Here is a 13,838-nt window from a genome sequence, read left to right as displayed (position 1 = left end):
AAGTGACTGATTTCCCCATCCGGTCATTCAAGAGCAAATAAAAACTCCTGCCGGAGTCGTGTGAGGCTGCCAAATCTCTAGTTAATGTAACTGCTCAGCCAACCCTTCTGCCAAAAAGAGATGAAAATAGCTTGTAATCTGATCCTTCGTCAATGGCACATGCACCTTGTTCAGTTCGGCTGTAAGCACAATATACAGTCTGAACATTACCAGCGATACAATTTTGGGGTCACAGGGTTTCACTTCCCCTTGCTCAACAGCATATTCTACTTCACGCTGCAGATATTCCAGTACCACATTCTCAAGTTTGTCGAGACCTTCGTTCGCCTGAGGGGTTCCAAAATCCCGGCTTTCCTGGGAGAGCTTGATGAACAGCTCATGTTCGCTGCGAAATTCGAGCAGAGCATCTAGAACACGGTGCAAATTTTCAAAAAATGACCGGTCCCGCTTGATCTCCCGCTCAGCGATGACTTTCATTTCCATCATCACATCACGTAGTATCTCATCAAACAACTGTTCCTTGTTCGTAAAAAAGGTGTAGATGGTTCCTTTGCCAACATTAGCGATCTTCGCGACCTGATCCATGGTTGTTGCCTTGTAGCCGAATAATGAAAAAGACTTGGTTGCGGCTTGGAGCACCTGTTGCCTTCGATCTACCACAGCCACCGGAGCGCACTTCCTTTCTTCATAAAATAGGCTGCCATACTGATATGACTGTTTTACTATTCTGGTCAATCGGTCAATACCCACTTTATCACGTTGCTTCCAAGTTTGCAATACTTGGGGGAAATCTTTATTTTTTTAATTTTTGCAGTGTTTTAACTTTCTATTTACGTCTAATTTGTATAATGTGAGAAAAGAAGCAATATCCCTAGTATAATAGAAGAGAAGATTAATCCTACCCATGAAGGAAAGTAGCAGGTGAACTTATGCGAAAGAAAAGAGTACTGCTGTTTTCGGAAGGCTTCGGTACGGGCCATACAGGGGCAGCCTATGCTCTGGCCGAAGGAATAAAGCGTCTCAGCCCGGATGTACAGTGCCGGGTCATTGAGCTTGGCAAATTCCTTAACCCTACGGTCGCTCCCTGGATTCTTTCAGCTTACCGCAGAACAGTCAGCAGCCAGCCGAAGCTGGTCGGCATGATGTACAAAACCCAATATCATAAATCTCTGAACCGGTTGACCAAGCTGGCGCTTCACCGGATTTTTTATACACATGCCTCACAGGTCATCGAGCAGCTGAAGCCCGATCTGATTATCTGTACGCATCCTATTCCGGCCGCTGTAATTTCACGCTTGAAACGGCAGGGGCTGGATGTGCCCATGTATACTCTGATTACGGATTATGATGCACATGGTAGCTGGGTCAATGAAGAAGCGACCCGTTATCTGGTGCCCACTTCCCGGGTCAAGTCCATACTTACCGGCCGCGGGATCTCCCCTGACAAGGTTACCGTTACCGGGATGCCTCTGCATCCCAAGTTCTGGGAACGGTCAAACAAAAAGCTGCTGCGTAAGGAACTTGGACTTGCTGATATCCCTACAGTACTAATTATGGGGGGCGGCTGGGGAATCATGTTCGGAAAAGAAGTTATGGACTCGCTCACCGCTCGTATGGATGATATCCAGCTTGTCTTCTGCATGGGCAGCAACGACAGGCTGATAGCCAAAATGAGAGCAAATCCCCTGCTGAACCATCCCAATGTGAAGATTCTGGGATACAGCAGCGAGATCAATAAGCTCATGGACGCTTCTGATCTGCTGATTACGAAGCCCGGAGGGATGACCTGTACGGAAGGCCAGGCCAAAGGCATTCCGATGCTTTTTTACAGCGCTATTCCCGGCCAGGAAGAAAAGAACTGCCAGTATTTCGTGGAACTGGGTCTGGCCGAGGAACTCGATTCCGGTGTAGTCGACAAATGGTTCTCGCTGCTCCTGCGTGAGTATGCTGGCCTTGAAGAGCTGCGCAGACGGCGGCTCACCCCGGATCACCAGCAGCCGAACCACTGCGCTTCCACCGTGCTCCAGTTACTAGGTGGACCTGTAGCCGGAATATCTGCGGATCTTCGGGGAGGACGGGTTGCTGCTGCCCAGGCACGAAATGAAGAAGCCGTCTACGTTACACCTTAAACGGCGATCCACCTTTAACGCGAACATAACCAAATAGAAACGGTACCGGCTAACAAGTCCGGTACCGTTTCTATTTGTAATGAAGCCAAGTTGCCTCAGAGCTATTTTCAGGACTTGACTTCTATTTATAAAAAGTATGATTGCCGATCGTTTTGGCGTACTGTCTGGAATGATGTACCGTCAGATCCTGGGCAAGCTTAAGCGACAAAAAGAAATACGTATCGTCAGTCACTGCTTTGTTGCCGGAGAGCGCAGCAGCAACAGCCTTAATACTGTCCCCGTTTGGCTTCACGCGCTTAAGACGCCCGTTGGCCACAGGACTGAATTGGCTTTTCTGATAAATCACATCATGAATGGTGTCGGGAAAATTGGCTGACCGTAGCCTGTTCAGAACAACGTTGGCGACTGCCACCTTGCCCTGGTACGGTTCACCTTCTGCTTCTGCCATGACGATTTTTTGCAGCAGTAGCAGGTCTTCTTCGGATACCGCGTAGCTCCAGGTCGCTTGACCTCGCTGCTCCTGGCTTAATAGCTTTGTCCGAGAGAAGAACAATTGAGTGGGGGGGTGTTGCTGAATTGCCGTGTGTTTGGTATTTACGAGCTGGCTCCCCTTAGCCACCGCCTGCTTGGCCACTTGCTGTGCCACGGGCGGAGTCGACTTCACCACAGCTACCTTTTGCCGGAGAATGCCAGTCCTCACTGCTGTGCCTTGGGGCTTCAGTATATCGGGACTGATCCACTCCATGTTCTGCCAGTTCTTCTTGGTCTGGGCCAGATTGGCGGCTGTGGTGTAGAGCATGGGTTTTGGGGTATTCTTGGTCCTTATCAAGCTAGTCGAGGCTTCACTGGACTGTGTCCACACCGAGGTTTGACCATTCGAGTTGAAATGATTCATTTGTACTGTATTTCTGCCTTTAGCGGATCCTTCAGAACCGAGCAGGCTTATCGCAGAGAAACACACCAGAATAACGCCAACAAGCAGCGCAATACAGCGGTTTTGTTTAAAAATTACCATTTTATACCTCCTAAATTTACGGCACATTCCTATTGTATGTAACCGAAAATGGAAGCTTTGAAAACTTACTAATCGATTTTATTTCAGAAAAAAGTTAATTTTTCGATCATTTCATACATAGGAATGGCATGCATCCTGGTAGCATACACCACAAAACCATCCACCGTCCAGTTTAATTTACCATAATATTCCTCATTATAAGGCGGCTGAGCACGCAAATCAGTAAGTCTCCCGAGGCTGAACGGAAGTTCACCCCTGTATTTGCGGGCTAAAGTAAGATGAGGTTTAAACTCTCTGGCTTCGGGTATGAAACCAAGAGGACGTGTGGCGGTAATCACATGTTTCTGGAGATCCAACAGTTGCTCCATGTCGCCGGAAACGCCCGCCCAGAGCACCTTTGGCGCTTCCGGGCGCCCAAATGTCCCCCAATCTGTGAGGTGCAATTGAAATGGCTTACAAGTTGAAGCCACCTCTTTCAGCGCCTCAAGAAGAGCAGGAATTGACGGTTTCGGTGTATCTCCGAGAAATTGCAGGGTAATATGGTAATCCTCATAATGTGTCCATTTAGCAAAATTCAGCGAGGCAGACAAAGCGCTGCTCTCTTTCCCCAAGCTTTTGCATAGTAGAGAGGGAAGATTTACCGCAATGAACAAACGCTCCATTTCAGAGCCGGACAGCTTAGGTTCCATTTCAATTTCACCTTTCAGAGCAGATTTGTTATCCTTATTCTATACAGAATGAGACAGACTATTAAATAGTATAACGGGAGGGAACCATCTTGACGAAGTCCATTGTATGTCTGCACACTCTTTCACCACGGCAGCAAGAGCTAATCCGCGAAGCTGCCCCAGGTTATTCCCTTATGCTTGGAAACGGCAAAAATCCTGATCTTGCGATGCTTGCTGAAGCAGAAATTGTTATCGGCTGGGGCAAAGGAATCAGCGATACACTACTGAAGCCGGAGTCCCCGCTGCGCTGGCTGCAGACCTGGTCGGCAGGCGTGGAGAAACTTCCTCTGGACGCTATGAAGAACAAAGGTATCCTCCTGACTAACGCCAGCGGTGTGCACGCCGAGCCGATTACAGCAGTCATATTCGGCTTCATGCTGCTCTTTACGCGAAATCTGCATACGGCTGTGCGCAACCAAATGAACCGCCGCTGGCATTCCGAAGGCAATGAGAGCGAACTGACCGGCAAAACCGCTGTTATAGCAGGAACCGGTGCCATCGGCAGTGAAACCGCAAGAATCGCGAAGGCCTTCCGGATGAAAACTGTGGGTATCAGCCGCTCCGGTAAGCCGGTGGACGGCTTCGATGAAGTCTACACGACTGGTCAACTGAAGGATGCCGTAGGTCAAGGTGACTTCGTGATCAATACCCTCCCGCTTACTGAAGAGACGCAGCAGCTGTTTGATGCGGAGATTTTCTCAGCCTGCAAACGAGGATCTTATTACATTAATATTGGCCGGGGAGCCACAACTCATACCGAAGCTCTGATGGATGCGCTGAACAGCGGCCATTTGGCCGGTGCCGGCCTGGATGTATTCGAGACCGAGCCGCTTCCACCGGAACATCCGCTATGGGGAATGGAGCAGGTTGTCATCACACCGCATTGTGCCGGTTCAACGGACCGCTATGCGGACAGGCTGGTTGATATTTTTGTAGAGAATATGAAGTCCTATTTGAATTCAGGAACGCCTTCACGCAATCTGGTAGACTACAGCCGCCAGTATTAACGGAGTAAGTAAAAAAAGGGGGGTGTCCTAAGGACAACCCCCTTTTTCATGTGCACGAACCGTTTCCGCATCAGCAAAAAGCCTGCTAACACTACGCTCTGCTATACCTGAAACCGTGTTACGGATTCTTTCAGCTCTCCCAGCAAGGATCTAAGCTGTTCTATCCCCGTTGCCACCTCATTGGTGGAGTTGACCTGTTCATGGGCCGACGCCGACGTCTCTTCCACACTGGCTGCGGATTGCTGGGCCAGTGCTGAGATATGCTGGCTGAATTCATTCATGGTTTCACTTGCTCCCGTCATCTGCTGGAGGTCATTGCCCATCTCTTCAATGGTACTGGACATCCCATACACAGACTTGTTAATCTCAGCCAAGGCTTCACCTGTCTCCATAATTTTGCGGCTGCCTTCTTCTGTTTGCTCCACACCGCTACGCAATTGCTGGACCATTTCCCTGGAATCTTGCTGGATACCTTGTGTGATGGCTGTAATCTCCGAGACCGTCTGCTGGACATCCTCGGACAGCTTGCGCACCTCTTGTGCAACAACAGCGAAACCGCGTCCGCTCTCTCCGGCTCTCGCCGCTTCAATGGCTGCATTGATTGCCAGAAGATGTGTCTGTTCTGAGATGCTGCGGATTGATCCCACCAGCCTGAATATGCCTTCGTTCTTGAGATTCAACTCTTCTACGGCCTTCATGGACTGTGACACCACCTCGGCAATTTGGTTCATTTGCGCTACTGAGCTTTCCATTAATTCTTTTCCTTTATCGCCCTTTATCCGTACCTGCTCAGAATGCTCCGACAGCTCTACGCCTTTGCCGGCAAACTTCTCAATCACATTATTCATATTTTCTACAGCTCTCGATGCGTCTACAGCTGCTTCGGCCTGACTTCCAGAGGCCTTGGCCAGCTCCTCCATGGTAAGGGCAATCTGAATCCCCCCTTCCTTGGTTGCATTTACATTATTAACCAAACCTTCACTTTGCTCTGCAATAATCTCTTCAACGCTTCTGATCCGATTGACAATTTCCAGAAGAGTCCGGTTCGTGTCATTTACCGTTTTAGCCAAGAGGCCGATCTCATCCTTATTGCCAACACGGGTATCCTCAGCTGTCAGATCACCATTTGCTATGCGCTGCAGATGGGCTGTCACCTTCTTGACCGGAAGAATCATCATCCGCCGGATGAGCATGTTGATCCCCCCGGTTACAAGCAGCACTACCGCCAGAACGGCAAGATTCAGAATCCAGGAGGTTCTGTAAATGTCATCAGCCTGCTCCCCTTTATCCGCAGCTTCCTTTTGATTGTACGCCACAAGTTTCGCGATATCGGTCTGCATGGCATTAAACGCGGCAATCCCTTTTTTCGAGACTTCCAGAGCAAGCTCCTCATCACCTGAATCGCTAAGCTTGATGGTCTGGCTATTGATGGTCATGTACTCATCCCACTTATCCTGAAGAGCATTGAACTGCTGCAATTGATCTTCGCTCTGAAGCGTCGCCTTATAGTTTTTCATGGTTTCGGCCAACTTGCGGATGTATGAATCATGTTCCTGCTCAAGTTTTGCCTTCTCAGTACCTTCGGTATCCAAAATATGCTGCATGCTGACAGACATAATATGCTCCGAGTAGTAATTAATAGTATGTATCTGATTCAGCGCAGGAATCATCTCGTCAACGATCTGGCCCGTATTCTTCTCCATCTTGTTCATTTGAGACAGGGAGACTCCCCCTAGAATCATCACCAGTATGGCCAAGACCACATAACCGGAGGCTATCTTAGTCGCGATGCTGCCTCTGATGCTGCTTACCGTCCGCTTGATAATCCCACTATTCCATTGATCCGGGGAACCTTTCTTCCAAAAACTACTTTGCCTGAACTTCTTAATCATATATGCGCCCCCTCCATCTTTTTGCGAAAACATAGCTTCAACTTCCACTTGTTACATTTCATTTTCATAAATGGGCAAAAATAAAGACTATAGTCTTTATTTCGGCAGGAAATACCCGAAAATTTATACTTATTTTCCTAAAAATCGCGACTTTGGTCCGGGTCCCATATATACAGCGTCCCTCTCGTGCTGCCACCCGGCTGAGAAAGAATACAGCGGTACTCCCATAGGGGAATACCGCTGCGTATTGAGCTTAATACTTGAAAATGATTAACGGGAAATCGTCACTTCGTCAATATACATGGTGGCCACCCCTGCCCCCGGAGGCGTCAGAATCTGAATGCCCAAACTGTTTGCTTGCTTCAGATCAGCCATGGTGAACGGCTCCACCCCATTCCCTACAAAGATATTAAAGATAGTGCTGATATCGCTGAAATCAATTACGAATTCAGTAAACCCGTTACTGGATACCTTCTGCGCCCCGGAATCCAGCCATACGGTATACCCCCGGAGCTGAAGGAACAGCTTTGCCTGAACCTCAGGAAGGGCAGAACTCATTCTGACTTTTGCAGTAAGCTTCGTATAAGGGCTCAGATCGAGATCGGCATATTTGGCAGCCGCCAGAAATGAATTGTCCGTCCATGAGAACTCCAGCTTCAAGGACTGCTGGCCTGCAGCGTACACATCCTTTGACACGGACACCGCTCCATTATTGAGTGCCCAGCCGTCTGTGCCGGACTCAAATCCATAATGAATATCGGGAACAGCTGACGTTAATGCAACCTCCTGTAGATAGAGCGTAGCGGTTCCTCCGCCTCCTGACAGGTCCTCAATTTTGACTCCGATCGTCTTTACCGCCGATAGGTCGACGCCCGGTGCCGCTGCTGCAGCCGGTAAAGAAATTGACAATGTTGTATACCCGCTCGAATCAACAGTTATGGGTGTACCGCTGTCACTCCACGCCCAGCTTGAACCCGTTTTGATAAACAACCGAGCTTTGGCTGTACCGTTCGACAGTTTAACCTTAGCATTAATTGTATCCAGACCGGATATATTCAGGTTCGCAGGGTCCACGGCAAGCTCAAATGATTCTTTGTAGCTTCCATCGGCATTCTGGCCTGTGTTTACCAGATCAAATTGTACACCAGCCGCTTGTTCCGAAGCCGCGAATTCCGGAGCCTGGGCATTAGCGGAATCTCCATTTGCTGCAACCCAGCCTACAATATCCGCAGCACTGTTGAATGAATACAATATTCCAGCTGCGTGGGCACCCGGCGCTCCGCCATTGTCGCCGGACATATCAGGTAGCGATGCATCATATACCGCCTGAATATCGTCAAAATACAGCGTACCCTCATGGGCCTGTGCATCCATTGCGTTCACGTAGAGATTCAGACTTTGCACTTTCGCCAGTCTTTCCTTCGTAAGCGCACCCCCTGTGCCCCAGCTCATTTCGGTCAAATCTTTGAGGCTTAAGACAACCTTACCGTTAGAGCCCGGATTAATGACCGGATACGCTTCAAAGTATCCGCCGTCAATCACCAGTTGAACGACCAGCTTGAGCGGCGCCCCTGTCTGGGCATAAGAGCTGCTGCCGTCAGAAGCCACCCACAAGCTTAGTGCGTTATAATCAGACCAATCGAGTGAGCCCAAGCTTTTCCCGATCCCTGTATATCCTGCGTTATTGATAGTGTAGTGGAGCTTCATTCCATAGTTGCCCGAGTATTTACGGTCTTGGCTTAACGTTACACCGATATCATCTCCACCGGCCTTGGGGTATTTAGCCGCAAGCGCATCGTCACTTGAACCATAGGATTCAAAATTATCTATCAGCGCAGTATCAGACACCGGAGCAGAATAGGTATTATAGAGACCTAAATTATCTACATAAATAGGCAGTTCCCCTTGAGCGGCAAGACCGCTTCCTACAAGAGATAGAGCCAGGCCGGTTGCCGCTGCTGATTTATCAGCCTTATCCAGTTCAACTACGGCATCGAACTTATAGTACTGAGCTCCGGCAACAGTCACTTTATCCAGATCAGACAAGGATTTGTAGCTGGAATCCATCCCGTACTTGGTATTCCAGTCTTCCGGTAGCTGCACGACTCCCCGCACTGCGGCATTACCCGATACATTTTGAGCGGCCACAGGGATCAGAGCTGTGAATTTCACACGATTAACCTTGGACAGGTCTATTCCTTCGAGCGCATCAGGTGTCAGTTGAAGCTTCAATTCCTGCCAGGTATCATCAGCAGACAGCCCTTCCGAGATCCGGATCGCCAGCTTGCCGTCTCCATCCAGTACGGAATGGCTAAGATCAGTCTTGATGGTGTCACCATTTCCGGCCAGCCCGGACCATGTGCCATTATTCTGAATCTGACCTACATCTGCCACCGTGTCGAAAGTGATCTCTTTGAGCGGAACCTCGCTGATCTTCACGAATACAGAAACACTTTGTGTGAGCACCGTATCCCCCGGCCCATAGGACTTCACCGTAATCTCTGTAGAATTACCGTTCAAGCTAGGGTCAGGCATCCAGGCCGCAGTGTAATATCCGTCTGCGCCAAGTACCATAGCCTTCTCTACTGTGGAGTCTCCTATTCTGTACGTCACTTTGGAAGGTACAACATTAGCCACCTTAGCACGAATGGTTGTCGTTGACTCCCTTACCGTTCCGATATTATTCGGAGTAACGATATGCATAAACGGCTCTGGAGTTGCCGCGTTCATCGCAAGACCGTACTTGTTGTCATTCTTCACATCACCGGCAAAAGCGGAGTAAGGATCGTTATAGAAATTAACGAAGTCCGGAAGCAGCTCATGGTCTGCTTTTTTAGGCACATTCTTATAAGGAACGTAGAGATTATTACCCTCCCCGAAGTTGGCCCAGGTCAGCATATAGGAGATCTTTGCTGCATCCGGGTCAGCCTTGATTGCATTAAGCACCTTAGTGAACCATTCCAGCTCATTATTTCCGGTCGTCTTCATCCCTGCGGCACTATAGCCGTATTCCGACAGGGTGACAAGCTTGCCTCTGCTCTGAGCCAGGCCGGATATCATCCGCAAATCCTTAACAAGGCCGTTCAGGAATGCCTCAGATCCTGCATTATCCTTATTGTCATATTGGTCCATACCTAGAATGTCCACATATTGGTCACCCGGATAAGTCGTCAAATACTCGCTTTCATTTCCATTAAACGAGCCATTTGGAGAAAAGACATACAGGAAATTGTGGACGCCTTTGACGTCGCGCAGGTACTCCACGGTATACCGGTATAATTCGGCGTATTCACTCTTGGTAGTGGTTGCCGCCCCCCACCAGAACCAGCCGCCGTTCTGTTCATGGAAAGGGCGGAACAGGACCGGAATGAGATTGCCGTCATCGTCTTTAAGGTTGTTCGCAAAGGCTGCAATCCGGTCAAGGTAGACATTGAAGTCGGCATTCTTGTCACCACCGGGCAAGATGCGCTCGACTACAGATGCTGTGGCGCCTTTGGTATTGCTGGTATCATTAAAGCTTCCGCCTGTAGCAAAATTGTAAGGATGAGTACTCATCGTCACGATTCCGCCCAACTCATGAGCATGCTTCATGGCAGCGCTCAAGCCCAGCCGGCTGGCCTCATAGTCTCCGCTAACACCCGGAGGAGCCTCATGGCCGTCCAGGCTAAGGGTATCCCAGCCGAATACTGCCGGGTAGTCACCGGTCGAGCTGTATACGTCGGATATTACGTTCCCTGCTTCATCTTTACCGGCAAAAGACACGGTTGTATCATGCTGATGTCCGAACATGACTTCCTTACCGCTTTTCTCATTAAGATAAGCAAAGAGGGATTTGGTAGCCGCTGTAGCAGAAGGATCAACGACTCGTACAGTAGGAGTTACGGTTCCTGTTCCACCGCTGCCGCCGGAGTTACCCGAGCTTCCGGAGCCGATGGTAACCGCAGGCATTCCCGCTCCGGTCAGCGTAGCCACTCCCGCCTTAACACTATAGATTCCTGCCGCCAGAGGCTGGCCGTTCATGACAACAGATGCTGCACGCACCTCAAGCCTGTTGATCGTTCCCTTGCCCGTCAGTGAAGTACCTGCGGCACCACTGCCGATTACCATCTCGGAGATCACTGCATTCTCGTTCACCTCAATAATAGAAGCGCTTTCAATATTCATACGGCTTATAGTTGTAGAGCCCTCATCAGCTATACGTACTTTACCTTCCGGACGGTTAACATACACCGCAGCCAACTTAGAATTATTGAAATGGATGGAGTTCTCCCCGCCCCCGGCGGTGTATACGGTACCCCGCACCGTTACGTTCTCCAGAGATGCTTCTCCGCTGCCAATGCCGGGCGCCAAATATAAATTGCCCGAAATCACACTGTCTTTGAGTACAGCACCTGTGTGGTTGATCAGTACATTGCCCTGAATAGTCCCGCCTGTAACCGTTCCGGCCGTCTTAATGTAGCGGTTGATCAGTCTCTCAACGATGCTCACCATCTCAGCCCGGGTTATGGCAATGTCCGGACGGAAGCTGCCGTCAGGATATCCGCTGAGCGTACCGTTCAGCGCCTGAACGGATTCCTTGGCATAACCGCTAATAGTGCTACTGTCCGTGAAAGAGACAGGCGCCGCATCAGCGCTTGGTTGTAATGAGAATACTGCCGCCAAAAGGGCAGCTGCATCCTGGCGGGTTACTTTTGTATCCGCTTTCGCTTTATTGTCCGGGAAGCCTTTATAATAGCCTGCCTGTTTGGCGATAGACAGGTCCTTGGCATACCAGGCTCCTGCCGGCACATCTGCAAAGGAAGTCTCTGCAGCAGCACTGAATCCGAAAAGCTTGTTTACAATGCTGACCAGTTCAGCCCGGGTCACCTGGTTATCTGGCCGGAACGATCCGTCAGGGTATCCCTGAACCACACCGTTGCCCCGCCACTTTGCAATGCTGTCCTGGGCCCAGTGTGTCCCCAATTTCTCATCCGACTTGCTGCTTGCAAGTGCGGGTGCCGCCATCGAAATAACCATGATGGAGGTAAGGAGCAGCGCGAATCCTTTTTTGAATCTCTTCATTCATTTGTCCTCCTTTTGTGTAAGGGTTTTCATAATACAAAGAAACACAATAACTACATTGGCAATATTAGCATTTAAACAATAAATAAACAATAACAAAATTACCTACCCTCCTTAAATTTATTCTTTGATTCACGTCACCGAAAGTATATGCAATGAACAAGAACTACATAAAACCTATATAATACAGGAATATCTCAACTATATCCCTCCTACAAAATTGATATAGACAACAGAATTATACCAACCATAAATAACTAACAAAATAATAACAAAATAGAGCAAGAGAACACCAGAATTCAAAAAAGAAGACCAGAAATGCAAAGGAAAGACCAGAAAAAAGCCGTACCCGCTACAGGTACGGCTTACTTTATTAGTAAGATTCACTTCCAATACACCGGCTTCCAGTAATCCGCTCCATCCTAGTCCAGATCATAAATGGAGCCGACCTTTAACCCATATAGCTCGTTGTATATTTTCTCGGCAAAAGCGTCCGTCATTCCGGCGATATAATCAATGACCATATGCTCCCAAGTCCAGATGGGTTTAGTCTGGCGCTGATCCTTCTCAAAACGCTGCAGCCAGTCGCTTGGGATAATCGCCCGTGAGGTTTCCGGGTCCAGGAACGCTTCCCATAGGCGCCGCAGAATCCACTCGCTGCGTTTTTGCAGTCGTTGCACCCGCAGATCACGTATCATCGTGACCCAGGCGAAGCTTTTCAGCACACTGACGGTCCGCAGCATATCCTCGTCCTCCTGACCCTCTTTAATGAAGGTAACCTTCTTCCAGTCCCCGTCCTCAATGACTCCAAGGCTGGCGACAAAGGTGCTGACCCAGTAAGCCTTGACCTCACGCCGAGTGCGGGAATAGTCATTTTCACAGGTTGGCATCTTCTCCATCCATACCCGAAGGAACGAGCTCAGCACCTCATTAACCTTAATGTGTATATCCGCTTCCTTCCAGCCCATCCAGAAGGCATCCTCCAAAGTGGTGATTTTCTCCACGATCAGCTTCTGGATATACGCATCATGCATGAAGTGTTCATGCACCTCGATTTTACCGGCCTTAATGCCGTCCTCCAGATCATGGGCTGAGTATGCAATATCATCACAAAGGTCCATCAATTGAGCTTCAAGCGTCTTTTTCCCTTCCGGGACTCCCCACTGGCTGCGGATCTCCGAAATATAATTCCATTCGTGCAGATACATGCCCTTCTTCAATACTGTACCGGGAAAAGGGTATTTATTAATGCCCAGCAGCACCGCATCCGAGAGATTCAGCCCGTCGATATTCTCACGTTTCTCCAGGAACATAATCAGCCGGAAATTATGGGCATTGCCTTCAAAATGCTCAAACTGCCGTCTCATATTCTCACGGATTGTCTCCTGCTGCACCGGACCTGCGCTTGATTTGCGAACCGCCTCCTCCGTCTTCTTCGTTACAAGGCGTTCTAATATGCCATCGAGTACCTCTTCCCCTTTGTGGCCAAATGGCGGATGACCGAAATCATGGGCGATTGCCGCACATTCTACCACCTCCGGATCAATGACCAGCCCGGGATTATCCGCTTGTCCGGTCTCCACCTCCGGGTAGGAGCGCAGCAGACTTTTGGCCGCTTCACGGGCAATCTGTGCCACCTCCAGCGAATGGGTCAGGCGCGTGCGGTAATAGTCGCCGGTGCCTGCACCGAATACCTGGGATTTACCTTGCAGCCGGCGGAAGGTCGGCGAATGGATCAGACGCGAATAATCGCGTTCATATGCTGCTCTAGAGGTTTCCAGGCGGGTAATCTCCGGATATTGCCGATGCTCTCTTTTTTCAATTAGTGTCATATCCGCTGCCCCCATCCTTGTTCTGTATTTAATATTTCATTATAGTCATTTTGCCCGGAACTTTCACTCTAAAATACATATAGGCAGGGCATCCTTCCAAGTTCTTTAATTGCGAAGGAACTTAAAATAGGGTAGTCTTGAGCTATTATGGCTGTATTCAGAGAATTGCCGCAG

Annotated in this window: 8 protein-coding genes; 2 read left to right on the top strand and 6 right to left on the bottom strand. The window is 49.3% G+C overall.

Features of this window, described 5'->3' with window-relative positions; all coding sequences use genetic code 11:
• Positions 1–81: 81 nt before the first annotated feature.
• Positions 82–666, bottom strand: coding sequence for a TetR/AcrR family transcriptional regulator (locus ACAN54_RS11895; protein ID WP_379154524.1), 585 nt, complete (start codon positions 664–666; stop codon positions 82–84).
• 263 nt (positions 667–929) lie between these two features.
• On the opposite strand from ACAN54_RS11895, the gene ACAN54_RS11890 reads away from it, so the two are divergent.
• Positions 930–2,129: an MGDG synthase family glycosyltransferase gene (locus ACAN54_RS11890; RefSeq protein ID WP_379154521.1), complete on the top strand. Its 1,200-nt coding sequence runs from the start codon at positions 930–932 to the stop codon at positions 2,127–2,129.
• Between the two features lie 121 nt (positions 2,130–2,250).
• Here ACAN54_RS11890 and ACAN54_RS11885 read toward each other — a convergent pair whose 3' ends face one another.
• Entirely contained in the window at positions 2,251–3,144 is an 894-nt protein-coding gene (locus ACAN54_RS11885) for a cell wall hydrolase (protein ID WP_379154518.1), read from the bottom strand.
• A gap of 83 nt (positions 3,145–3,227) precedes the next feature.
• Positions 3,228–3,833, bottom strand: a complete 606-nt coding sequence (gene thpR / locus ACAN54_RS11880) for an RNA 2',3'-cyclic phosphodiesterase (RefSeq protein ID WP_379154514.1) — start codon at positions 3,831–3,833, stop codon at positions 3,228–3,230.
• Positions 3,834–3,922: 89 nt separating this feature from the next.
• Here thpR and ACAN54_RS11875 point away from each other — a divergent pair, with 89 nt between their 5' ends.
• Positions 3,923–4,879 (top strand): D-2-hydroxyacid dehydrogenase, encoded by a 957-nt coding sequence (locus ACAN54_RS11875; protein ID WP_379154511.1) that lies wholly within the window; start codon positions 3,923–3,925, stop codon positions 4,877–4,879.
• Between the two features lie 101 nt (positions 4,880–4,980).
• Here ACAN54_RS11875 and ACAN54_RS11870 read toward each other — a convergent pair whose 3' ends face one another.
• The 3 genes from ACAN54_RS11870 to ACAN54_RS11860 form a co-directional block, all read right to left on the bottom strand.
• Positions 4,981–6,771 carry a methyl-accepting chemotaxis protein gene (locus tag ACAN54_RS11870; protein WP_379154508.1) on the bottom strand — a complete coding sequence of 597 codons (1,791 nt, stop codon included), beginning with the start codon at positions 6,769–6,771 and terminating at the stop codon, positions 4,981–4,983.
• 270 nt (positions 6,772–7,041) lie between these two features.
• A complete protein-coding gene (locus ACAN54_RS11865; protein WP_379154505.1) occupies positions 7,042–11,832 on the bottom strand; it encodes a glycosyl hydrolase in 4,791 nt (1,596 codons plus the stop codon).
• Positions 11,833–12,254: 422 nt separating this feature from the next.
• Entirely contained in the window at positions 12,255–13,664 is a 1,410-nt protein-coding gene (locus ACAN54_RS11860) for a deoxyguanosinetriphosphate triphosphohydrolase family protein (protein ID WP_379154502.1), read from the bottom strand.
• Positions 13,665–13,838: the final 174 nt, after the last annotated feature.

The sequence above is a fragment of the Paenibacillus diazotrophicus genome, from assembly GCF_042610465.1.
The sequence above is the reverse complement of the archived record's forward strand: the minus strand, read 5'-3'. Positions and strand labels throughout refer to the sequence as shown.

What these genes read in the sequence shown, in the direction of transcription:
- ACAN54_RS11890 (WP_379154521.1), top strand. Translation starts at nt 930, where the DNA reads ATGCGAAAGAAAAGAGTACTGCTGTTTTCGGAAGGCTTCGGTACGGGC.
- ACAN54_RS11885 (WP_379154518.1), bottom strand. Translation starts at nt 3,144, where the DNA reads ATGGTAATTTTTAAACAAAACCGCTGTATTGCGCTGCTTGTTGGCGTT.
- thpR (WP_379154514.1), bottom strand. Translation starts at nt 3,833, where the DNA reads ATGGAACCTAAGCTGTCCGGCTCTGAAATGGAGCGTTTGTTCATTGCG.
- ACAN54_RS11870 (WP_379154508.1), bottom strand. Translation starts at nt 6,771, where the DNA reads ATGATTAAGAAGTTCAGGCAAAGTAGTTTTTGGAAGAAAGGTTCCCCG.
- ACAN54_RS11865 (WP_379154505.1), bottom strand. Translation starts at nt 11,832, where the DNA reads ATGAAGAGATTCAAAAAAGGATTCGCGCTGCTCCTTACCTCCATCATG.
- ACAN54_RS11860 (WP_379154502.1), bottom strand. Translation starts at nt 13,664, where the DNA reads ATGACACTAATTGAAAAAAGAGAGCATCGGCAATATCCGGAGATTACC.